This window comes from Streptomyces sp. AK010 (genome assembly GCF_014207295.1).
In the GTDB taxonomy this organism is placed as follows: Bacteria; Actinomycetota; Actinomycetes; order Streptomycetales; family Streptomycetaceae; genus Streptomyces; species Streptomyces massasporeus.
Map to the genome: position 1 here is coordinate 495,226 of NZ_JACHCX010000003.1, position 21,804 is coordinate 517,029.

20 protein-coding genes and 3 pseudogenes are annotated in these 21,804 nt (G+C 71.8%); 12 read left to right on the forward strand and 11 right to left on the reverse strand.

The window, feature by feature from the left end; genetic code table 11:
• Window positions 1–209 precede the first annotated feature (209 nt).
• The 4 genes from HDC93_RS08490 to HDC93_RS08505 form a co-directional block, all read right to left on the reverse strand.
• Window positions 210–557, reverse strand: coding sequence for a helix-turn-helix domain-containing protein (locus tag HDC93_RS08490; RefSeq protein WP_031109366.1), 348 nt, complete (start codon window positions 555–557; stop codon window positions 210–212).
• A gap of 458 nt (window positions 558–1,015) precedes the next feature.
• The gene (locus tag HDC93_RS08495; RefSeq protein ID WP_185008721.1) at window positions 1,016–1,249 is read right to left on the reverse strand and encodes a CBS domain-containing protein; all 234 of its coding nucleotides are present in this window, start codon (window positions 1,247–1,249) and stop codon (window positions 1,016–1,018) included.
• A 43-nt stretch (window positions 1,250–1,292) separates the two neighbouring features.
• The gene (locus HDC93_RS08500; protein ID WP_185008723.1) at window positions 1,293–2,780 is read right to left on the reverse strand and encodes a DEAD/DEAH box helicase; all 1,488 of its coding nucleotides are present in this window, start codon (window positions 2,778–2,780) and stop codon (window positions 1,293–1,295) included.
• 181 nt (window positions 2,781–2,961) lie between these two features.
• Window positions 2,962–3,165 (reverse strand): cold-shock protein, encoded by a 204-nt coding sequence (locus tag HDC93_RS08505; RefSeq protein WP_028799214.1) that lies wholly within the window; start codon window positions 3,163–3,165, stop codon window positions 2,962–2,964.
• Between the two features lie 440 nt (window positions 3,166–3,605).
• On the opposite strand from HDC93_RS08505, the gene HDC93_RS37770 reads away from it, so the two are divergent.
• The 8 genes and pseudogenes from HDC93_RS37770 to HDC93_RS08545 form a co-directional block, all read left to right on the forward strand.
• A complete protein-coding gene (locus HDC93_RS37770; protein WP_221516363.1) occupies window positions 3,606–3,869 on the forward strand; it encodes a hypothetical protein in 264 nt (87 codons plus the stop codon).
• Window positions 3,829–4,515 (forward strand): GntR family transcriptional regulator, encoded by a 687-nt coding sequence (locus tag HDC93_RS08515; protein ID WP_185008725.1) that lies wholly within the window; start codon window positions 3,829–3,831, stop codon window positions 4,513–4,515. Before HDC93_RS37770 ends, HDC93_RS08515 begins: the two co-directional genes overlap by 41 nt.
• 127 nt (window positions 4,516–4,642) lie before the next feature.
• Window positions 4,643–5,974, forward strand: coding sequence for a phosphatase PAP2 family protein (locus tag HDC93_RS08520; protein WP_185008727.1), 1,332 nt, complete (start codon window positions 4,643–4,645; stop codon window positions 5,972–5,974).
• Window positions 5,975–6,327: 353 nt separating this feature from the next.
• The gene (locus HDC93_RS08525; protein WP_185008729.1) at window positions 6,328–7,185 is read left to right on the forward strand and encodes a hypothetical protein; all 858 of its coding nucleotides are present in this window, start codon (window positions 6,328–6,330) and stop codon (window positions 7,183–7,185) included.
• A gap of 207 nt (window positions 7,186–7,392) precedes the next feature.
• On the forward strand, window positions 7,393–8,187 hold the full coding sequence (locus HDC93_RS08530) for an SDR family oxidoreductase (RefSeq protein WP_185008913.1): 795 nt from the start codon (window positions 7,393–7,395) through the stop codon (window positions 8,185–8,187).
• Window positions 8,188–8,226: 39 nt separating this feature from the next.
• The gene (locus HDC93_RS08535) at window positions 8,227–9,699 is read left to right on the forward strand and encodes a cytochrome ubiquinol oxidase subunit I (RefSeq protein WP_185008731.1); all 1,473 of its coding nucleotides are present in this window, start codon (window positions 8,227–8,229) and stop codon (window positions 9,697–9,699) included.
• Entirely contained in the window at window positions 9,696–10,736 is a 1,041-nt protein-coding gene (locus HDC93_RS08540; RefSeq protein WP_185008733.1) for a cytochrome d ubiquinol oxidase subunit II, read from the forward strand. The genes HDC93_RS08535 and HDC93_RS08540 overlap by 4 nt, the downstream gene beginning before the upstream one ends.
• 42 nt (window positions 10,737–10,778) lie before the next feature.
• Window positions 10,779–10,982 (forward strand): annotated as a pseudogene (locus HDC93_RS08545) (sodium:proton exchanger); the annotation flags it as partial.
• 4 nt (window positions 10,983–10,986) lie between these two features.
• On the opposite strand, the gene HDC93_RS08550 reads toward HDC93_RS08545, so the two are convergent.
• The 3 genes from HDC93_RS08550 to HDC93_RS08560 all read right to left on the reverse strand — a co-directional run bounded on the left by HDC93_RS08550 (window position 10,987) and on the right by HDC93_RS08560 (window position 14,911).
• Window positions 10,987–12,819 (reverse strand): glycoside hydrolase family 15 protein, encoded by a 1,833-nt coding sequence (locus HDC93_RS08550; protein ID WP_185008737.1) that lies wholly within the window; start codon window positions 12,817–12,819, stop codon window positions 10,987–10,989.
• A 586-nt stretch (window positions 12,820–13,405) separates the two neighbouring features.
• On the reverse strand, window positions 13,406–14,035 hold the full coding sequence (locus HDC93_RS08555) for a sigma-70 family RNA polymerase sigma factor (RefSeq protein WP_311774519.1): 630 nt from the start codon (window positions 14,033–14,035) through the stop codon (window positions 13,406–13,408).
• Window positions 14,036–14,221: 186 nt separating this feature from the next.
• Complete coding sequence (locus HDC93_RS08560; RefSeq protein WP_185008741.1) at window positions 14,222–14,911, reverse strand: hypothetical protein; 690 nt, start codon at window positions 14,909–14,911, stop codon at window positions 14,222–14,224.
• A gap of 261 nt (window positions 14,912–15,172) precedes the next feature.
• Between HDC93_RS08560 and HDC93_RS08565 the strand changes: the two genes are divergently transcribed.
• Both HDC93_RS08565 and HDC93_RS08570 read left to right on the forward strand, forming a co-directional pair.
• Window positions 15,173–15,610 (forward strand): NfeD family protein, encoded by a 438-nt coding sequence (locus HDC93_RS08565; RefSeq protein ID WP_185008743.1) that lies wholly within the window; start codon window positions 15,173–15,175, stop codon window positions 15,608–15,610.
• A 29-nt stretch (window positions 15,611–15,639) separates the two neighbouring features.
• Window positions 15,640–16,752, forward strand: a complete 1,113-nt coding sequence (locus HDC93_RS08570) for an SPFH domain-containing protein (RefSeq protein ID WP_185008745.1) — start codon at window positions 15,640–15,642, stop codon at window positions 16,750–16,752.
• A 275-nt stretch (window positions 16,753–17,027) separates the two neighbouring features.
• Here the strand turns inward: HDC93_RS08570 and HDC93_RS08575 are convergent.
• Window positions 17,028–17,397, reverse strand: a pseudogene (locus tag HDC93_RS08575) (response regulator transcription factor); the annotation flags it as partial.
• On the opposite strand from HDC93_RS08575, the pseudogene HDC93_RS39260 reads away from it, so the two are divergent.
• A pseudogene (locus HDC93_RS39260) lies at window positions 17,397–17,630 on the forward strand (ATP-binding cassette domain-containing protein); the annotation flags it as partial. The pseudogenes HDC93_RS08575 and HDC93_RS39260 overlap by 1 nt on opposite strands.
• Window positions 17,631–17,814: 184 nt before the next feature.
• Here HDC93_RS39260 and HDC93_RS08585 read toward each other — a convergent pair.
• Window positions 17,815–18,279 (reverse strand): DUF5994 family protein, encoded by a 465-nt coding sequence (locus HDC93_RS08585; RefSeq protein WP_185008747.1) that lies wholly within the window; start codon window positions 18,277–18,279, stop codon window positions 17,815–17,817.
• 53 nt (window positions 18,280–18,332) lie between these two features.
• Window positions 18,333–18,665 carry a hypothetical protein gene (locus HDC93_RS39265; RefSeq protein ID WP_311774520.1) on the reverse strand — a complete coding sequence of 111 codons (333 nt, stop codon included), beginning with the start codon at window positions 18,663–18,665 and terminating at the stop codon, window positions 18,333–18,335.
• Window positions 18,666–18,996: 331 nt separating this feature from the next.
• On the opposite strand from HDC93_RS39265, the gene HDC93_RS08595 reads away from it, so the two are divergent.
• The gene (locus tag HDC93_RS08595) at window positions 18,997–19,755 is read left to right on the forward strand and encodes a hypothetical protein (protein ID WP_398984278.1); all 759 of its coding nucleotides are present in this window, start codon (window positions 18,997–18,999) and stop codon (window positions 19,753–19,755) included.
• Between the two features lie 33 nt (window positions 19,756–19,788).
• On the opposite strand, the gene HDC93_RS08600 is transcribed toward HDC93_RS08595, so the two are convergent.
• Window positions 19,789–21,504: a SpoIIE family protein phosphatase gene (locus HDC93_RS08600; protein ID WP_185008751.1), complete on the reverse strand. Its 1,716-nt coding sequence runs from the start codon at window positions 21,502–21,504 to the stop codon at window positions 19,789–19,791.
• Window positions 21,505–21,804: the final 300 nt, after the last annotated feature.

Below are 21,804 nucleotides of genomic sequence, written 5' to 3' on the forward strand. Positions count from 1 at the left end.
CGGGTCGCGCGGTCGTCTTGTCATGACCTCGCAAAGTGTGCGACGAGAATCGCCACTACCGCTTGACGAGTCAAGAGTCCGGGACGGTTGACCTGATGGCGCGATCCGCCCCGGGCGGGTGGCGCGCGGACCGGGGCAACAACGAACCCCAGGTCGCGGACCCGGGGTTTCGGGGAGCGGGTGAGGGGACCCGCCTGCCCCTCGCGCGATCAGCTCGAAGCGGGCGCGGAGCCGCCGGAGGCGCCGTGCGCGGCACGGTACTCGGCGTTGATGCGCTGGGCTTCCTCGAGCTGGTCCTCGAGGATGACGATGCGGCAGGCGGCCTCGATCGGGGTCCCCCGGTCGACGAGCTCGCGGGCGCGCGCGGCGATCCGCAGCTGGTAGCGCGAGTAGCGGCGGTGTCCGCCCTCCGAGCGCAGCGGCGTGATCAGCCGGGCCTCACCGATGGCGCGCAGGAAGCCGGGAGTGGTGCCGAGCATCTCGGCGGCCCGGCCCATGGTGTAGGCCGGGTAGTCGTCGTCGTCCAGACGATCACTGAGCGGGGTATCTGCTGGCATGTCACCTCGTAGTACAACGCGTCGAGGGGCCCTGGTGCCGTACGGCACCAGGGCCCCGAAGGAAATTCAACACCATCTGTCGGCTCTTGTGCGGTGCCGACCTTCTGTTTCCGCTACCCGGCCCGGCTGCGGGAGGGGTAGCGGGGATCGCGGCTGCGTGACCGGGGACCACCATCCAATCCGGGGTCTTGCGGTACCCGGACCGAGAGCTTCTCGGCCGGGCGATCCTGATGGCGTCTGCTCCTCCGTCCTTCCTCGGTTCTCGCCTTTCCATGGCTACGAGAAGAAGGCTAACCACAGCAGCGCGCAATGTCTACTCTGACAAAGACAGATTTTGGAGTCCGAGGGATGCAGGCATCCTGTGGTGTCCGATCGGGTGGCGACATGGCAGTGGGGCCCTGCCGACGCGCGTCGGCAGGGCCCCACTGGGTCCGTGATGGCGGTGAACCGCCCGTGTCTCACCCCTCCGGGAGGTCCCGCACCCTTACTCGGTCCGTGTAGGTGGGGGCGTTCCGCTGAACGGTGAGACGGGCCAGGGTGACCAGACCCGTGCTCTGGTCGTCCTCGTCGCACAGGACGAGGTGATCGACCTGCGCACCGGCCATGAGGGACAGCGCCACCTCGACCGTCATGTCGTCACAGATCCGAGGGGCGTGGGCCATGGAGTGGTACTGCGTGCGGGCCGGCGTCATGGGTGTCTCCTGCCGAGAAGGGAGGGCGAGTGGGCGCGGAGCTCTACGCGGCCGAGCCGGAACCGGTCCGTCGCTGCGCCCTGGGGCGTGCCGCTTCACCGGCGGGGCGGCCCTGCCCGGCGGGACGGCGGCCCCGGCGGCCCCGGGGCCCGGCGGGGCCGCCGGGGCGGCGTTCCGCGCGCGGGGCGGGGATGACGACCGGGACCCCGGAAGGGGCCTGGGCGCCGGTGATGCGGCTCAGCTCCGCCTCGCCGGAACGCACCTGGGCGATCTGCGGGGTGATGCCCGCCGACGACATCAGCCGGCTCATGCCGCGCCGCTGGCCCGGGGTCACCAGGGTGACCACGCTGCCGGACTCGCCGGCCCGGGCGGTACGGCCGCCGCGGTGCAGGTAGTCCTTGTGGTCGCTGGGCGGATCCACGTTGACGACCAGGTCGAGGTTGTCGACGTGGATGCCGCGCGCCGCGACGTTCGTCGCCACCAGCACCGTCACGTCCCCGCTCTTGAACTGGGCGAGGGTCCGGGTCCGCTGGGGCTGGGACTTGCCGCCGTGCAGGGCCGCGGCGCGGACACCGCTGCTCAGCAGGTGCGAGGTCAGCCGGTCCACCGCGTGCTTGGTGTCGAGGAACATGATCACCCGGCCGTCGCGCGCCGCGATCTCGGTGGTCGTCCGGTGCTTGTCGGCGTCGTGCACATGGAGGACGTGGTGCTCCATCGTGGTGACCGCGCCCGCCGACGGGTCGACGGAGTGCACCACCGGGTCGTGCAGGTAGGTGCGGACCAGCCGGTCGACGTTGCGGTCCAGGGTGGCGGAGAACAGCATCCGCTGGCCGCCGGGGCGCACCTGGTCGAGCAGGGCGGTGACCTGCGGCATGAAGCCCATGTCGGCCATCTGGTCGGCCTCGTCGAGGACGGTGATGTCGACCTGGTCCAGGCGGCAGTCGCCCCGGTCGATGAGGTCCTTGAGCCGGCCGGGCGTCGCGACGACCACCTCGGCGCCGCCGCGCAGGGCACTGGCCTGCCGGCCGAGGGACATCCCGCCGACGACGGTGGCGAGCCGCAGGCTCACGGAGCGGGCGTACGGGGTGAGGGCGTCGGTGACCTGCTGGGCCAGCTCGCGGGTGGGCACGAGGACCAGGGCGAGCGGCTGCCGGGGCTCGGCGCGCCGCCCGGCCGTGCGGGCCAGTGCGGCGAGGCCGAAGGCCAGGGTCTTGCCGGAACCGGTGCGGCCACGGCCCAGGACGTCCCGGCCGGCCAGGGAGTTCGGCAGGGTCGCCGCCTGGATCGGGAACGGCACGGTCACGCCCTCGCGGCCGAGGGTGGCCAGCAGCCGCTCGGGCAGGCCGAGATCGGCGAACGCCTCGACGGCCGGCAGCGAAGGAGTGATCGTCTTCGGCAGGGCGAACTCGCCCTGGGGAGCCCGGCGGTTTCCGAAGCCGCCGGAGCGGCGCGGTCGACCGGCGGAGCGGCGGTCGGGCCCGCCACCCTGCTGGAAACGGTCATGGGTACGGGATGTGTGGGCACGCTTCATGCGGGACCTTCCTTGACGGGCGCGTAGCAAGGAAATCCCGCAGCAGAGGAGCAGCGCAGAGAATCTCGAGACGAGCCGAAGTCGATGCGGCCGGATCGGGCCGGCGGGGAAAAACAGCGAGCTGGGGCCCGCACCCCTTCAGGTGCGGGCCCCAGCTGCGAAATATGCGCGAGCGCCGATGTCAGGCGGGCACGATGTTCTCGGCCGTCGGGCCCTTCTGGCCCTGCGCGATGTCGAACGACACCTTCTGGCCTTCGAGCAGCTCGCGGAAGCCCTGGGTGGCGATGTTCGAGTAGTGGGCGAAGACGTCAGCGCCGCCGCCGTCCTGCTCGATGAAGCCGAAGCCCTTTTCGGCGTTGAACCACTTCACGGTGCCAGTAGCCATTTTGTTTCTCCTTCGGAGGCGGTTTCGGGAATTCACCCTTTGTGAATTCCGTGTCGCCGTGATGATTACCCCGTAGGAAATGAACCTTCTGGCAACCACACCTGCAACTGAGATCGACAGTAGCACGGTGAGTTCGGCCCCGCGGTCGCCGAAAATCCCGATCCGGCGGCTGATCGAGGAATATTCTGCGGGACCGGGTTCTATTTCTCATTTTGCGGGCACAGATATTGCCCTCCGGGGGCGCGGACCTTCCTGTCGCGCACCCGGGTGCCGGCCCTGTGACCTCCGTCGACGGGCGATGTGCCGCTGCCGCCCTGATCGGCGCACGGCGCGGCGGCGCACGCGCCGGTTCGCCACTCCGGCGACGAAGGTCACATCCCCCGGATGGCCCAGTCCTGCGACAACTACGTGGACATGTCACCCGCGCGGTCAAGGCCGGAGTGCGCGACGGCGCGACGACCTCGCTGCCGGCCCGCGCCGCACGGCGCCTGACCGGACGGGGCGCGCAGGCGGTGATCGCCGGCTGCACCGAGATCCCCCTCGGCCTGCCCGCCGGTGCCGTGGACGTCCCCCTCGTCGACCCGGCGCTCGTCCTGGCCCGGGCCCTGGTCCACCGGGCCACGGCCGGCCGGGCCGAAAGCGCGGCGATGTACTGTACGCAATATGTCACTCGACCGTCCCGTCACCCGTCGCCTCCTCAGTGACGAGGTCTTCGACCGCCTGCGCGACTCCATCGTGCGCGGGGAGCTCGTCCCCGGCGAGAAGGTCAGGGACGGCGAGCTCGCCGAGCGCCTCGGTCTCAGTCGCACCCCTGTGCGTGAGGCGCTCGCCAGGCTCGCCGACATCGGCCTGGTCGAAGCGAAGCCCGGCGTCCACACCCGCATCACCACCCTCAACCGGCGCGACGTCGAGAACACCCTCGCCGTCCTGCGCTCCCTCGACCAGCTCGCCGTGGAAGCGGCCGTCCCGGTCATGACCGAGCAGGACCTCGCGCGCATGCGCGAGGCCAACCGTGACTTCGAACGGGCCGTCGCGGCCGACGACACCGCCGCCGCGCTCGCGGCCGACGACCGCTTCCACGCCGTCCCCCTCACGGCCGCAGGCAACCCCGTGCTCAGCCGGATCGTCGAGCGGCTCCACCCGCAGATCCACCGCATCCTCCACCGCGAGTTCTCCACCCTGCTCGGCGGACGCAACACCATCGAGCACCACGACCGGCTCGTCGAGGTCTGCGCCGGCGGCGACGCCCGCGCCGCCGCCGACCTCTCCGGACACCACTGGCTGGAACTCGGCCGGCACATCGACGAGCTGTTCGACACCAACCAGTTCGCGGAAGCGGCGACCGGATGAGGCGCTTCGGTAGCATGTTCGACCGTGCGATGGTCCCGCCATCGCTGTCCCTCCCCCCAGCCATTCAGATGAATCGGCCAGAAGATTGATAGCCAGAAGATCGCGGGTGTTCTCGCGAATAGGCGGCATGACGTCGTGGGGTGCGTGGCGCCATTGGCGCGCGATGCTGTGGATCGCGGCGGGTGTGGTGGCGTGCGGATTCCTCGTCGCGCTGGAGATCGCCTCCCGCGGCTACGGCGAGCCGGGGCCGATCACCACCCAGGTCAAGGCCCTGGTCTTCGCCCCCAAGCCGGGCCCGCTGTACGGCGGCCTGGTGCTGATGATGGTGGTGCTGACCTGGCGGCAGCGGTTCATCGCGGCCGGCGCCGCGATCGGTATCGACTCCGTCCTGCTGCTGGTGCGATGGGCGGCCGGTGTCGAGGCGGCCGACGGCGAGTACTTCGGCACCGGCGCGCTGTGGGTGATGCTGGGCTTCGCGGTCGTCGCCGTCACCCGCCGCACCGGAGATGAACGCGTCCTGCTGCTGAAGGGCGTGGGGCTGGGCCTGTTGCTGGTGGCCGCCCGCAAGACCGGCGACACCTGGCTGCTCATCACGTCGAAGACCCGCCCGACGGTGCTCGACCGGTACGTGGCCATGGCCGATCACGCACTGGGCAACCCGTCCTGGCTGGCGGGCCGGCTCGTCGAGGCCACCGACCCGATCAGCTCCCACGTCCTTCAACTGGTCTACGGCCAGCTCGCGGTGGCCGCGGTGGTCGTCGCGGCGTACCAGCTGCGCAACGTGGCGACCGAGCGCCGCTTCCCGAGCCATCACCTCGTGCGCACCTTCCTGGTGATAGGCCTCCTCGGGCCGGGCATCTACATGCTCTTCCCGGTGGTCGGACCGGTCTTCGCCTACGGCCCGGGCGCCTCCGGCACCGGCGGTGTGGAGTGGGCGGCGGCCAACCTGTGGCCGCACACGGTGCTGCCGATCACCGCCCCGGCCCCGATGACGTACGACGGGATCACCCCCCGCAACTGCATGCCCAGCCTGCACACGGCCTGGGCCGTCGCGATCTTCGTGCACTCACGCCGGGCGCCGAAGACGCTGCGGTTCGCGGGCACGTTCTGGCTGGTCGCCACCCTCGCCGCGACGCTGGGATTCGGCTACCACTACGGCGTCGACCTGGTCGCCGGTGTGGTGTTCGCCCTCACCGTCGAGGGGGCGCTGCGCACGGCCGAACGCGGCTGGGACCGGCGGGGCGTCCAACTGGTCACCTACGGCACCACGGTCTTCGTCGCGCTCCTGGTGTCGTACCGCTACCTGCCGATGGAGATGGCCCGTCACCCGGAACTCTTCGGGCCCCTGCTCATCCTGGCGATGACCTCGGTGATCCACGGCTACGTACGGACCACCAGGCGGTGGGAACCGGCGGTCGCTCCGGTCCGGCAACCGGAACCGCAGCCCGAACCGGTCTGAGCCCGTAGGGTTGGTGATCTTCGGACGGCGTGAGCCGGACGGAGTCCGCAAAGGCCGGGCCCATGCATCTCACCGACCGTCCCGCACCCCGCCGCCTCGGCACGGCGCTGGAGCCTCTCCGTCACCTTCCGCGGCATGACCGCGCGTCCGGACGAGCACAACTGCGAGTGCCACCGGGGCAGCCCGGAGGAGCTCGCCCTGCTGCAGACGCCGGACGTGGAACTGGAGCCGGACCTCCTGCGCCGGACCTGGCAGGCCATCGACGGGGGTGCACCAGGGGCGTGCGACGCACTCGCGGGGGCGCGCGGCGTTTCGTCCGCGAGACCGTCCGGCCGGCGATCTACGCTCGGCCGGTGGCACGAACCGAGCAACGCGCCGAGGGAGCGGGACCGTTCACCACCCGGCTCACCTGGCACCTTCCGGACGGTGGCACCGCGGTATGGGAGTCACGGCCCGCCCGTCGGCGCGGGACCCTCGCCGTCCGGTCGCCCGGCTCGGCCGCCACGCGGCACACCAGCGCCGGTGACGTCGCACTCCGCCGCCTGCGCAGGCTCAACACCATCGCCGCGACCGCCTTCGTCATCGGCGGAGCCCTCTTCGCGGTGGGCGCCGGCATCGCCCAGCTCGGCTCCGGCGACGCGACCACCTGCGCCTCCGTCTACTTCGCCGGCGGACTGTTCTTCAACACCGGCGGCTACGTCTCACTGCTCCAGGTCGTCAACGCCCCCCGCCACGTGCCCGGCGGTGAGGGACGGCTCGTCACCCACGGCTGGCGCTGGTGGAGTTACGAGCCGGGGCGGGTGGACTGGCTGAGCGCGTTCGTCCTCTTCGCCGGCACCCTGGTGTTCGCCGTCGACCTGCTGGACTCCTTCCTCCAAGGGCTGACCGTCCAGCAGATCAACCGGCTGATCTGGGCGCCGGACGTCATCGGGTGCCTGCTCTTCCTGGTCTCCGGGCACCTCGGGTTCGCCGAGATCTGCCACGGCCGGCTGTGCGTCCGCCGCCGCAGTCTCGGCTGGTGGATCGTCGCCGTGAACCAGCTCGGATCCGTCCTCTTCATGCTCTCGGCGGTCGCCGCCTTCACCCGGCCCTCCACCGGCAGCCTGATCAACGCCGACGTGGCCAACTGGGCCACCCTGATCGGCGCCTCGTGCTTCTCCCTCGGCGGTCTCCTGCAGTTCTACGAGCGCCCCTCCCGCTCGCCGGGCTGACCACCGGACTTCGGCTCCGGCCGGGGGAACATCATCGGCCAGGCAGCGCAACACCAGCCCGCCGTCGGCGACGCCTCCCGCCCGCGGTGATTGTGTGACGCGCGAGCGCGACGGGCCGCGGCCCGACCGTACGGGCCGTGCTAGTGCAGGAGGCAGTCGATCGTGAGTTCCACCGAGGACGCACCCCAGGGCGTGATCCCCGCCCATCTGCTCCGGGGCCAGAAGGCGCTGGTGACCGGGGCCAACTCCGGCATCGGCAAGGCCACCGCCATCGGCATGGGCAGGGCCGGGGCGGACGTGGTCGTCAACTACGTGGCCGGCCGGGAGGAGGCCGAGAAGGTCGTCGAGGAGATCGCCTCGTTCGGGGTGCGGGCGGCGGCGTACGAGGCGGACGTGTCCGACGAGGGCCAGGTCGTCGCCATGACGCAGCGGATGGTCGAGGAGTTCGGGACGATCGACATCCTGGTCGCCAACGCCGGGCTCCAGCGTGACGCCGCGTTCACCGAGATGACGCTCGCCCAGTGGCAGAAGGTCATCGACGTCAACCTCACCGGGCAGTTCCTCTGCGCCCGCGAGGCGACCAAGGAGTTCCTGCGCCGCGGGGTCGTCCCCGAGGTGTCCCGCGCCGCGGGCAAGATCATCTGCATGAGCTCGGTGCACCAGCTCATCCCGTGGGCGGGGCACGTCAACTACGCCTCCTCCAAGGGCGGTGTGCGGATGATGATGGAGACCCTGGCCCAGGAACTCGCCCCGAAGAAGATCCGGGTGAACGCGATCGCCCCCGGGGCCGTCAAGACCCCCATCAACCGCAGCGCCTGGGAGACGCCGGACGCCGAGCGGGACCTCCTGCGGCTGATCCCCTACGACCGTGTCGGCGCACCCGAGGACATCGCCCACGCGGCCGTCGGCCTCGCCTCCGACCTCATGGACTACGTCGTGGGCACCACCCTCTATGTCGACGGGGGCATGACCCTCTTCCCCGGATTCGCCACCGGCGGCTGACCCCGCTCACCCGCGTCGCCGGTTTCCGGGGAGACACGCATGCGCACAACGATCCATCTGCTCGCGGACGCACCACCCCAGATGCTTCCGGCCCGCTCGCTCATGGCCTTCACCCTGGCCTCGCACATCATCCTGGTGCCGCTGGGCGTGGCCCTGCCGCTGATCACGCTCATCATGCACGGATACGGGCTGCGCAAGGGCGATCCGACCGCTCTGCTGCTGGCCCGGCGCTGGTCGGCCGTGATGGCGGTCCAGTTCGCGATCGGCGTCGTCACCGGCACGGTCCTGTCCTTCGAGTTCGGGCTGCTGTGGCCCCGTCTGATGGGCCGGTGGGGCGACGTCTTCGGGATCGGGTTCGGCGTCGAGGCCTGGGCCTTCTTCCTGGAGGCCGTGCTCATCGCCATCTACCTGTACGGGTGGCGCCGGCTGAAGCCCCGCACCCACTTCCTGCTCGGGCTCCCCCTGCCCGCCGTGGCGCTGCTCGGGGCCTTCGGCATTCTGGCCGCCAACTCCTGGATGAACACCCCGCGTGGCTTCACCCTCGACGCCGAGGGCGACCCCACCGACGTGAACGTCTGGAAGGCGGTCTTCACGCCGATGTTCGGGCCGCAGTACTGGCACTTCGTGGTGGCCATGCTGGTGACCGCCGGCTACGTCGTGGCCGGTGTCTACGCCACCGGATGGCTGCGCGGACGCCGGGACCGCTACCACCGACTCGGCTTCACCGTGCCGTTCACCGTCGCCGCGGTGTGCACGCCCGTCCAGTTCGTGCTGGGCGACTCCATCGCCCGGCAGGTCTTCCACGAACAGCCGGTCAAATTCGCCGCGATGGAGATCGTCTGGAAGACCGACACCCATGTGCCCGAGTACCTGTACGGCCGCCTCCACGAGGACGGCAGCGTCTCCGGCGGCATCAGGGTCCCCCAACTCGACTCCATCCTGGCCGGGTTCAGCCCCGACACCAAGGTGACCGGACTGACCTCCGTCCCGGCGGGCGACCGTCCCAACCCCACCCAGGCCACCATCGCCCACTGGGCCTTCGACACCATGGTCGGCATCGGCTCCCTGCTGGTGCTGCTCGCCCTCTGGTACGCCCTGGTCTGGTGGCGCCGCCGCCGGTCGCCCGAGTCGACGTGGTTCTACCGCGGCGCCGCGTGCGCGGGCGTCGCCTCCGTCGTCGCCGTCGAATGCGGCTGGATCACCACGGAGGTGGGGCGCCAGCCGTGGATCGTCTACGAGAACATGCGCGTCTCCGAGGCGGTGACCGGCACGCACGCCACCGGGCTGTGGACCATGTTCGGCCTGGTGGTCCTCGTCTACGTGCTCGTCTTCGGCTCGTTCCTCGTCGTGCTGCTGACGATGCGCACCCGCTGGCGTCTCGCCGACGAACAGCAGGCGGCGGGAGGCCCGGTGGCGGGACCGGAGACGGACACCCCCTACGGGCCGCGCCCCGCCGTCCCGGCCGGAGGCTCCCGCGCACCGGGCGGCCCGTCCGACGGCGGCAGGTCATGATGGCCGACGTCATCGCCGTCGTGCTGCTGCTCGCGGTCGCCGCCTACAGCTGCGGCGGCGGCACCGACTACGGCGCCGGATTCTGGGACCTGACGGCCGGCGGCGCCGAGCGCGGCAAGCGGCCGAGATGGCTCATCGACCATGCGATGGCCCCCGTCTGGGAGGTCAACAACGTCTGGCTGGTCTTCGTCCTCGTCATCATGTGGACCGGCTTCCCGGTGCTGTTCCAGACGGTGTTCTCCGCCATGTGGCTGCCCCTGGCGCTGGCGGCCGTGGGCATGGTCCTGCGCGGCGCCGGCTTCGCCCTGCGCAAGCCCAGCCGGCGCCTCGCCGGGCGGCGTTTGTACGGGGCCGTGTTCGCCGTCTCCTCGCTGCTGACCCCGTTCTTCCTCGGCGCGGCGGCCGGCGGCATCGCCTCCGGCCGGGTGGCCCCCGGCACTCCCGCGGCGCAGGACGCCTGGTCCAACCCCACCTCCCTGCTGTTCGGCCTGCTCGCCGTGGCGGCGACGGCCCTCCTGGGGGCCGTGTTCCTGGCCGCGGACGCCCGGCGCTTCGACGCGCCGGATCTCGACCGCTACTTCCGGGGGCGTGCGCTCGGCGCTCTCGCAGCCGTCGCCGTCCTCGCCGTGGTCACCCTGTTCGTCACCCACGACGACGCCCCGCACGTCTGGCGCGGCCTCACCCGGGGAGTCGGCCTGGTCTTCGTCGTCCTGGCCGCCGTGGCCACGCTCGCCACCGCCGGGCTGCTGCTGCGTCCCTCCGGCTCCTGGTCGCGGGTCACCGGCGTCACGGCCGTCGCCTCGGCCGTGACCGCCTGGGGCATGGCCCAGCGCCCGTACCTCATCCCCACCTCCCTGACCGTCGCCGAGGGAGCGGGCGCCGCCGGCACGCTGCGCTGGCTCGGCGTCGTCACGCTGGTGGCCGTGCTGCTGGTCTTCCCGGCGATCGCCCTCCTGTACTGGCTGGACACCCGTGGCGAACTCGAATCCCTCACCGACGCGGACCTCCGCCGGCGCGGTGCCGGGGACCAGGGCTGACCCCGCGGCTTCACGGCCGCGTTCGACGGGGACGGGACGGTCGTGGGCGAAGAGCGGATCCTGCTGGGCATCGGCCTGGTCGTCGTGCTCGCGGTGGGCTCCTTGATCCTCGCGCACCAGCTGCGCATCCCGTCCCTGATCGTGCTGCTGCCCGTCGGCTTCACCGCCGGGGCACTCACCGACATCGTCCACCCCGGCCGACTGGCACCCGACTTCACGGCCCTGGCGTCGCTCGCGGTGGCCGTGACCGTCAGCGCCGGTTCAGAGCCGCGTCGAGGGTGATGGCCGCGTCGATGAGCGCCAGATGCGTGAACGCCTGCGGGAAATTGCCGAGTTGGCGTCCTGTCAGGGCGATCTCCTCGGAGTACAGGCCGAGATGGTTGGTGTATCCGAGCATCTTCTCCAGGACGAGCCTGGCCTGGTCGGTCCGCCCGGCGCGGGCGAGCGCGTCGACGTACATGAAGGTGCACAGCGAGAAGGTCCCCTCGGAGCCGCGCAGCCCGTCGGGCGAGGCCTCCGGGTTGTACCGGTACACCAGGCTGTCGGTGACCAGTTCCTGCTCCATCGCGTCCAGCGTGGAGGCCCACATCGGGTCCTCGGGCGTGATGAAGCCGACCGTCGGCATCCGCAGCAGCGAGGAGTCGAGCACATCGCCGCCGTAGTGCTGGATGAAGGCCCCGCGCGACTCGTTCCACCCCTGCTCCATGACCTGCTCGTAGATGGTGTCCCGCACGCTGCTCCAGCGTGCGGCCCCGGCCGGGCGGCCGGTGGCGTCCGCGAGCCGCAGCGCGCGGTCGAAGGCGACCCACGACATGACGCGGCCGTAGGTGAAGTGCCGGCGGCCGCCGCGGGTCTCCCACAGGCCTTCGCCGGCCTGGTCCCAGTGCTCGGTCAGCCAGTCGAGGACGGCGAGCAGCTCGGTCCACTGCCGGTGCCCGGGATGGATCCCGTGCCGGTGGGCGAAGTAGATGCTGTCCAGCGCCTCGCCGTAGATGTCCAGCTGGATCTGCGTGGCGGCGCCGTTGCCGATGCGTACCGGGGACGACCCCTCGTAGCCCTCCCAGTGGTCCAGGGTCTCCTCCTGCAGATCGGAGGAGCCGTCGACCGCGTACATGATGTTCAGCGGCCCGGAACCCCCCTCACCGCCGGCCCGCTCCTTGATCCGCTCGCCGAGCCACTCGATGAACGCCTGGGCCTCTTCGGTGAACCCCATGCCCAGCAGGGCGTACACGGAGAAGGAAGCGTCCCGGATCCAGGTGAACCGGTAGTCCCAGTTGCGCTCGCCCCCCAGCTGTTCGGGCAGCCCCGTCGTGGGGGCCGCCACCACTGCGCCGGTGGGGGCGTAGGTCATGAGCTTCAGCGTGATGGCGGAGCGTTCCACGGCCTCGCGCCAGCGCCCGGCGTACCGGGACTCGCTCAGCCAGGACCGCCAGTACCGGATGGCGTCGTCGAAGATCTGCTGGAACTCGGCGAGCCGGATCTCCCGGGGCGGACCGTCGGCGGCCGACTCCAGGATCAGTCCGCGCTGCTGCCCCGCCTGGAGGCCGACCGTGAGGTGCAGGTCGTTGTCGACCGTGAGGGAGTTCAGCAGCCGCTCGTCGTCCGGTTCACGGATCGGGTGGACCGTCAGGTTCTGCCCCTTTGAGACGAAGACCGCTCCGTGCTCGGTGACGTGCAGCTCGTGCGGCCCCCGCCCGTAGTCGAAGCGCGGCGCGATGTCGATCTCGAACCTCATGCTGCCGCGCACACAGCGGACCAGGCGGACCAGCCGGTGACGCGGGGTGACCGTCGTGCCGGTCACCGGCATGAAGTCGACCACCTCACCCGCACCCGCCTCGGTCATGAACCGGGTCACCAGGATCGCCGTGTCGGGCAGGTACAGCTGCTTGGTCGCGTACGCCGTGTGAGCGGGCCTGACCGTGCAGTGTCCGCCGTCGCTCCTGTCCAGCAGCGCGCCGAACACACTCGGCGAGTCGAAGCGCGGACAGCAGAACCAGTCGACCGTGCCGTCGGTGGTCACCAGCGCCGCGGTCTGCAGATCACCGATCAGGCCGTGGTTCTCGATCAGCGGGTACTCGTCCATGGAGGCGCCCCTTCCGACGTGCACGTCACCCGGACAGCGGCCCCCCGACCAGCGTAAGCCGGGGGTCGGCCACCGTCCTCCCGGCTGCCCCCGCCACCCCGGTGGCCCCCCTGCTGTTGCGGGTGCACCGGCCCGCCACTCGTGTCCGTTTCCCTGTCGGCTTCGGTGTCGTGGGAGGGGCCGATGGGGGCCGGGTCGGGGCGCCGTCGGCGTCCGGGTGACGTCTGGGGATGCGGGTGCGCTGGATACCTCGGGCCGGTCCGTGTGACAGCCGTGCCCGAGCATGCCGACGTGAACCGGGGGGTCAGAGTGGCACCGCGAGCGGCAGCGAATCATCGGGATTCGTCGAAGCGACGCTTCCTTGCCGTCGCCGTGATGCGGCAGGAGCCCTGACCTTCCTCCCGTTCACGAGCAGGTCCGTCTCCGGACGCCCCTCGCCCCGCATCACCTGCCCCGCCCCGCCCTGCCCTGCTCGACGGCTCCCACTCATCACTGCGTGAAGGAGAGACATGCGCCCGAAGCCGGTGACGGCTTCGGGCCCTCGCCGAGCCGCTCCGCGCTGGGCGGGTGGCTCTCCCGCGGTGTGTCAGGCCGCCGCCCCGACCGGCCCCGAGCGTTCCGCGTCCCGAAGTGACGCGACCAGGGAGGTGCGGGCGCGGGCGACCCGGGACCGGACGGTGCCGATCGGGCAGTCGCTGAGGTGTGCCGCCTCCGCGTAGGGCAGTCCGACGAGTTGGGTGAGGACGAACGCCTCACGCCGGTCCTCGGGCAGCTCGGCCAGCAGTTCGGCGAGCGCGACGCCGTCGTCGAAGCCGGGCAGGCCGCGCGGTTGAACCCGTTCGGCGGCGCCCTGCCAGTCGTCGGTGTCGGCGAGGCGGGGGCGGGCGGCGGCGTGGCGGAAGCTGTCGATCACCGCGCGGCGGGCGATGGACAGCAGCCAGGTGCGGGCCGAGGAGCGGCCCTCGAAACGGTGCAGGCTGCCGAGTGCGCGCAGGAACGTCTCCTGGGCGAGGTCGTCGGCGGCCTGGGGGTCCGCTCCCAGGTAGGTGACGTAGTGGCGGACGTCGCGATGCAGGGCGCGGACGAAGCGTTCGACGGCCTCGGGGTCGCCGCCGCGGGCCGCGAGCGCCCACGCCGTTATCGACTCCTCGGCCGGCGTCGTGGTGTCGGCGTGCACCGCCTTGTCGCGCGAGGCGGGCAGGACAGAAGTGATCACCTGGTGTCCTTCTCGGGAATCCGGCATCCGGGCCGACGCGGGGGTCGGTGGATCCGGTCAGGGTGTGGGGTGCGGCCGTACGCGCGCCCGGTGGCGCATCACAGGCGGATGCGCGGCGCGGCGTTCGACCGGTGCCCGAGCCGCCCGGGCGCGGTGGCGCCGTGGGCGGTCGGGAAGCCGGCTGTCTCAGGCGACAGCGGTCCCCACGGGCGGGCCCCGCGTGGTGATGGCATGGGTGAGAAGGAGCCTGTGTGGTGCCCGGGCGGAATCACCGCGGTGGGCGCGGACGCGGGGGCGGTGCGGTGGTGCCGGAAGGCGGAGCAGCAACCGCAGGGGCGCGACGAGCCATCCGGCCAGCGCCCGCAGGATGCGGAAGGCGGCACGCTCGCCGTGCGCGAGCCACAGCCCGCAGAGCAGGGCGGCCAGCAGGTGTGCGGCGAGCATGCCGGTGGAGGACATGCCGGTCATGCCGTGCCCTGCCGACGCCAAGGTGTCCATGCCGTGTCCCATGGAGGCCGTGCCGTCCATGCCATGGCCCGCGTGGGACATGGGCAGGGAGTGCGTGCCGTGCTCCATGGCGTGCATGTGTGCCGGCATCGAGGGCGCCGGCGCCGGGCTCACGGCCGTCTGCGTGGCGGAGAACCACGCGTGCAGCGCCGTCTGGGCGGCGACCGTGAACGGAACCACGACGTGGAGTGCGCGCTCCCGGCCGGCCAGCAGCCACGCCGCACCGCCGACCGCCGCCGCTCCGGCGACCAGTGCCCACCAGGCCACCGCGGCCTCCGCCATCATGACGTGGCCCAGAGCGGCGAGCACCACACAGACGGCCGCGAACACCGCGGCCCGTCCTGCGCGTGAACACCACCCTGCTGTCATGGCGGTTCATCCTCGCATCCGTGGATCCGGCGTCAGGGGTGGGTACGGAAAGCCCCCTGGCATCACGCTCAACGCGACCTCCGTGATACACGCCACACGGCTCGGAGGGGAAGAGCAAGGAACTTCAGGGCGGTCCGATCCGACTGCTGTTCCTGGGGGGAGGGGGTGATCAGGATTCATCGCCTGCCGCCCCATGTCTGTCCTGTCCTGAGCTCCGGGCGGTAGCGTGGTGGGGAGGGCCCCTGAAAGAAGGGCGATTCGATGGCGTGGTTCGCGTGGCTGCTCGCCGCCGCAGCACTGGGCGTCGCGGAGGTCTTCACCCTGACCCTGGTCTTCGGGCTCCTGGCGGGTGCCGCCGTGGTCGCCGCGGTCGTCGCCGGTGTGGGCATCGGCGTGGTCGGCCAGTTCGTGGCCCTCGGAGTCGCGGCGGCCGCGGGCCTGCTCGTGGTCCGTCCTGTCGCGCTGCGGCAGATGGCACAGCAGCCCCCCACCCGCGACGGCAGCGACGCGCTGATCGGCAAGCGGGCCGAGGTCATGCAGGAGGTCACCGCGACCCGCGGTCTGATCAAGCTCTCCGGCGAGGAGTGGACCGCCCGCGCGCTCGACGAGAGCCACGTGATCCCGGTGGGAGCGCTGGTCGACGTCATGGAGATCGAAGGCGCCACTGCCATCGTCTACCCTCGCGAGCTTCTTCCGTGAACGGCTGAACGCACAGCAACGGAGGCACCGTGGAACCAGTTGTCGTCCTCGCTTTGGTGGCGGCCATCGTCGTCGTCTTCCTCGTGGCCTCCAGCGTGCGGATCGTCCCGCAGGCGCGCCGCTACAACGTCGAGCGGTTCGGCCGCTACCGCCGGACGCTGCAACCCGGGCTGAACCTGCTCCTGCCGGTGGCGGACCGCATCAACACCAAACTCGACGTGCGCGAGCAGGTCTATTCGTCCGACCCCAGGCCGGTGATCACCGAGGACAACCTCGTGGTCAACATCGACACCGTTCTCTACTACCAGATCACCGACCCCAGGGCGGCTGCCTACGAGGTCGCCGACTACCTGCATGCGATCGATCAGCTCACCGTGACCACGCTGAGGAACGTCATCGGCAGCATGGACCTGGAGGAGACGCTCACCTCGCGCGAGGAGATCAACTCCCGGCTGCGCGCCGTCCTCGACGACGCCACCGGCAAGTGGGGCATCCGGGTCAACCGTGTCGAGATCAAGGCCATCGATCCCCCGCACACCATCAAGGAGGCGATGGAGAAGCAGATGCGGGCCGAGCGTGACAAGCGCGCGGCCATCCTGCACGCCGAGGGCGAGCGGCAGGCCAAGATCCTCACCGCGGAAGGCACGAAGCAGAAGGACATCCTGGAGGCGCAGGGCACGCAGCAGGCCATGATCCTGCGGGCGGACGGTGAGGCGAAGGCGGTGGAGCTCGTCTTCCAGGCCGTCCATCGCAACAACGCCGACGCGAAGATCCTGGCCTACAAGTACCTGGAGACGCTCCCGCACCTGGCGAACAGCGACAACAACACGTTCTGGGTGATCCCGGGGGAGCTGACCGAGGCGATCCGGACCGTCACCACCGCGTTCGGCGACCAGTCGACAGCGGGCCGGCCCCCAGCCGCGCAACCCGAGGAAGCAGCCACGGGCGGCCCCGGCGACACGTCGTACGACAGCCGGACCCCGGAACTCGGTGCGGGCTCGAAGGCCTCGCTCGACGCCGCCGCGGCTGCCGACGAGGCGGGGAGGCAGGCCGCCGCGGCGGTGAGCTACGCCAAGGCCGAGGCCGAGGCCGCGAAGTCACCTCAGACGCCGCGGCGGGGGCAGACGCCCGGGGGTTCGTGAGGCCGGTTCGGCGGGTCCGCGGTACGAGGGACAGGAGAAGCGGCACCGGGGGCGACGGGCGCCGGTGCCGGTTCGGCGGGTCCGCGGCACGAGGGACAGGAGAAGCGGCACCGGGGGCGACGGGCGCCGGTGCCGGTTCGGCGGGTCCGCGGCACGAGAGACAGGAGAAGCGGCACCGGGGGCGACGGGCGCCGGTACCGGTTCGGCGGGTCCGCGGCACGAGAGACAGGAGAAGCGGCACCGGGGGCGACGGGCGCCGGTACCGGTTCGGCGGGTCAGCGGTACGAGGGACAGGAGAAGCGGCACCGGGGGCGACGGGCGCCGGCTTCCGTCCGCGTCTGCCCGGTCGGCTGTTCGGTCGGCTGTTCGGCCGCCCTGCGTTCGCCGGCGCTGACCAGCCCTGTCCCGTAGGCGGCGATGACGGCCTGGACACGGCCACGGAGTCCGAGCTTGGCGAGGACGTGGGCGATGTGTGTCGTGACGGTCGTCTCGGCCAGGTGAAGTCGGGTGGCGAGTTCCGCGTCGCTGAGCCCCCTGGCCAGCAGGCCCGAGGACCTCCGGTTCGCGTGGGGTGAGCGAGGCGAGGTCGCGGTGGAGGGCTGTGGTGTCGCTGCCGCTCCGGGTGATCCTCTCCACGAGGCGGCGGCGACGCGGCTCGCGGGGCGGGGGAGCTCCTGGAAGCGCTGGGCATCGACCGGCACGCCCGTGCCCACCCGGGGCGGCTGTCCGGTGGCGAGCGGCAACGCGTCGCGGTGGCCCGGGCGTTGATCGACCGGCCGGCGCTGCTCCTGGCCGACGAGCCGACCGGGGTGCTGGACACGGCCGCCGGGCAGGACGTCAGCAGGCTGCTCGCCGGGCCCTGCACGGACGGGTCATCCCCGCGATGGGCGACAGCGTGGGGCTCCGCCTCCCCCCAATTCGGTCATCGCCGTCTATCACGGGGCCGAACTGCTTCCGCTGCCCCTCGGCGGCCCGCTCATCGCCCCCCTGGGTGCGCTGCTGCCCGCCGGCTGGTCCGCCAGGACCCGGACCGCGACCGCCCTGCGCACTGGACAGAGGGGGTCAAAGGCTGGTGTCGATCAGGATCTGCTGGGCCTGCTTGGGGCTGCCGGATCGGACCGCTTCGGTCATCGCGGCTCGCGCCGCCTCGGGGGGCGTGTCCGGTGGGACCACGAGCAGGGAGAAGTGGTCCTGGTCCCCTCGGGTCACGAGCGCGGTTCCGTCGCCCACGGAGAAGACGTCGATGTGCACCACACGGTCGTCGACGGTCACCCGCGTCGGTATCTCGTCCCAGGCCGCGGAGTCCAGGCCGATCCGTGTGATCGGCCCGAGGCGGTCGGTCAGTGCGCTGATCAGGCCGGGCAGTTCGGAGGCGAGACTCCTCGACCGGGGCCACCACGCGCCGTCGAGGATGCTCTGGCGTTCGTGCGTGGTGGTGAGCCGCAGAAGCGCCGTTCCGGGACGCATGGATTCGTGTGCACCGTCCGCCAGCAAACCTGCCGGAGGCGGGGAATCGGGATCGGGCATCGTGCTCACCTGCCTGTTCGGTGCCTCCGTGCGTCCACGCTACTCCTGGCGGGTCAGGCGCGGTCCCCGAGCACAGCGGTCATGATCGGTTCGGCAGCGTCCTCGGTGGTGTCGGGCGGCACGACCAGCAGGCCCAGCGGCCGTGGCCGGGGGCGAGCAGGACGACGGTGTCCGGGGCGGGCGCCGCGACCGCCTTCCGCAGTCGTACGACCTGGTCGGCGACGAGCAGCCGGCCAGGTGCCGCGGACCAGGCCGGGGGTGCCGGGGGCGCCGGGGGTGCCGGTCGTGGCCGTGGCGCCGGTGGTGAAGAGCTGCAGTACGGCCCTGCGCGGGTCGGGCACCGGCCACGCGTCGGCGGAGGGGAGGGAATCGAGGGCCGGCGTCATCGTGCTGACCTGTCTCCGGAAGCTCCTGCGCTGCGCGAGGCTTCCGGCGAAGTGTCTCGCCGAGGACGAGACCAGCGCGGAAGCCGGTGTGCGACATGCCCTCAGTACGTCCACCGTACTCCCGTGCGCCCCGGCTGTCGGGAAGCGGACGGTACGGCCGTACCCGCCTCGGCGTTCTCGTCCACCGTCGCCGGTCCCGATGGGGTGCGCGGCCGCGGGAGTACGGTTGAAGACACCGAGGGCGTCGCGCGCCGACTCCGACACCGGTGCCGCTCTCGGCGACCGACGACGCCGGGCCGGGTCCGCCCGTGCCCGAAGTGGGGCTTGCCTCATGACCGTGAACGTGCCGACTGCGCCGACGACCACAGAACTCCGCGGGCGTCCCGTCGGTTCGCACTCGCCCGCGACCGGTTCGCACCTGCCCGCGACCGATCCGCACCTGCCCGCGACCGGTTCGCACCTGCCCGCGACCGGTTCGCACTCGCCTGCGGCGCGGAAGCCCGGCCCGAGGCCGGAACGGGGCTCCTCGCCCCGGGAAGGGCAACGCGTCCGTCCGCTGACCCGGCGTCAGATCGAGGACCATCTGCAGGAGCTGGGTGATCTGTACGCGGAGACGTGCGGCGGCGGCCCCTGGGCGTGGAACCAAGCCCGCAGCGCCTTCCTGCGGCGGCTCGCGGCCGACGCACGGCGACCGGGATTCGAGCTGTTGATCGCGGAGACCACCGCGCTGACCGGTTGCGCCTACGGTTTCCCCGTAGGCGGTGACGGCCCCTGGTGGGAGGGCTTCGACGGACACCTTCCGGGGCGGCTGCTCCGGCTTGCCGCCTCCGGACGCCTCTTCGTGATCTCCGGGATCCACGTTCCCTCCCGGGTGCGCAGGCAGAACCAGGACCGTGCCTGGAACCTCGCCCGGCGCCTGCAGAAACGGCTGCTCACCGACCACGGTGCCGCCGTCGCCGTCACGCTGGTGAAGCGCTCCGACCACAGGACCGTCGAGGCGCTGCGGTCCTGGGGATGGCGGTACATCGAAGGCGACACACCGCGGACGGCCCCGCTCGGCCCGTTCCGTGTCCTGGTCCTCGACACCTGAGCCCGGGTCCCGCCTCACCGTGGGTCACCGCCTTCAGGGCGACGGCAGACGCAGGGCGAGGAGGGCCACGTCGTCGGTGCTGCCGGGCGGCATGCGGGCGGGCAGTCGGTCGCACAGCGTGTCCAGCGGTTCGTGGGCGAGAGCGAGGGCGTGGCGGCGCAGACGGGCGAGGCCGGTGTCCAGGTCGCTGCCGGGGATCTCGATCAGGCCGTCGGTGTAGAGCAGGAGAGTGGAACCCGGTGGAAGGGCCTGCGCGGCGCTCGGCCGGCTGCCGCCGGTGCCCGGAGGGACACCGAGGACGACTCCCTGTCCCGCTTCGAGGTACTGCGCCTGCCCGTCCGGGGTCAGCAGCAGAGGCGGCGGGTGCCCCGCGCTGGTCCACCGCAGTGTCCAGGGACCGGTGCGCGGGTCGCCTTCGAGCAGGGCGAGAACGAGGGTGGCCATGGGGACGGTGGTGATGGCGGGCATGGCGTCGTCGAGGCGGTCGACGACGGCACCGGGCGGGCCGGTGTGATCCCACGCCAGTGAGCGCAGGATGCCGTGCAGTTGCGCCATTCCGGCCGCCGCGGTCAGGTCGTGGCCCACGACGTCGCCGATGACCAGCGCGAGCGTGCCGTCCTTCCGCTCGAACGCGTCGTACCAGTCGCCGCCCACCTGGGAGCCGGCCGGGGCGGGCTGGTAGCGGGCGGCCAGCCGCAGGCGGCCGGGCTGGGGGAGCGGGGCGAGCAGGTTGCGCTGCATGGCCTCGGCGACGGCGCGCTGGCGTCCGAACCGCCGTGCGTTGTCGATGACCAGGCCGACCCGGCGGCCGATGTCGCTCACGACGTCCAGGTCGTCGCCGTCGAAGGGGTGCTCCGGGTCCGTGCGCACCACCGTCAGGGCGCCGGTGATCTGCCCTCGGGGGCCGAGCGGCACCGTGATGGCCGACGTCGAGCCCACCGTCCGCAGGAAGTCGTCGTGGACGGCGGCCAGGGGAGAGGCGGGCGGTGCGGCCGGAGCCGCCTCCTGCTGCAGTACGGGATCAGCGCCGTTGAGCACCTGGACGAGCGGTGAGTGATCTGCCTCCCCGGCCTCGGTGAGACGCCGGCGCCCGCCCTCCAGTCCGGCCTCCCGGCCCGCGGGACCGGTCACCGCCATCCGGTGGACCTCTCCGGAAGCGACCCGGAGATCCACCGCCGCCCAGTCGGCGAGGCGGGGAACCAGCAGGCGGCCCAGCCGGACGAGGGCCTCATCGGTCTCCAGGGTCTGGCCGAGGACGTCGGTGATCTCCGCGACCAGCGTCAGCCGCTCGGTGAGGTCCTCCAGAGCACGTGTGTAGGCCGCGCGTTCCCGACGCGCGCTGCGCTCGCCGGCGGTGTCGGTGAACAGCACGGCCATGCCGACGAAGGCGCCGTCGTCCGTCACGGGAGAAGCGGACCAGGAGATCGCGATCAGGCGACCGTCACCGCGCAGACAGATGTCGCCCTCCTCGCGCGCCTCGGACCTCTCGGCCACGGCCCGCAGCAGTGGGCACTGCTCCCGGGGGATCCTGCCGCCGTGCGCATCCCGGTGCAGCAGGTCGTGTGCGTCCTCCCCGCGCATCGCCGGGGCGGCGCGGCCGAGCAGCCGCTCGGCCGCCGGATTGACCGCGAGGATCCGTCCGGCGGGATCCACCACGACCAGGGCCGTGCCCAGTTGCCCGACGACCAGATGCCAGAGTCCCCTCTCGGCCGCCGGCCGGTTCCCTTCGTCTCCCGCGCCCTTCACCATGCCACCCCCTCCGTCAGGGAAACCCTCGCCGAAGCCCGCGGGCACATCGGGGGACCGACACACCAGTGGATCGATATTCTCCCGACTCGGCACGGATCAGCATTCTCCCGACTCGGCACGGATCAGCATTCTCCCGACTCGGCACGGATCAGCTCGGCGACGCCGCGTGGCCATGTCGTTCCGCCGACGCGAGACGCTGCGACCACCCTGCTGCGGCACGTGCTCAGGCTGCCGGGACAACGCCCCCTCCGTGAAGGCGACTTCGGCCTGACCGGGTGACGAGAATCGAAGTCGCCCCCT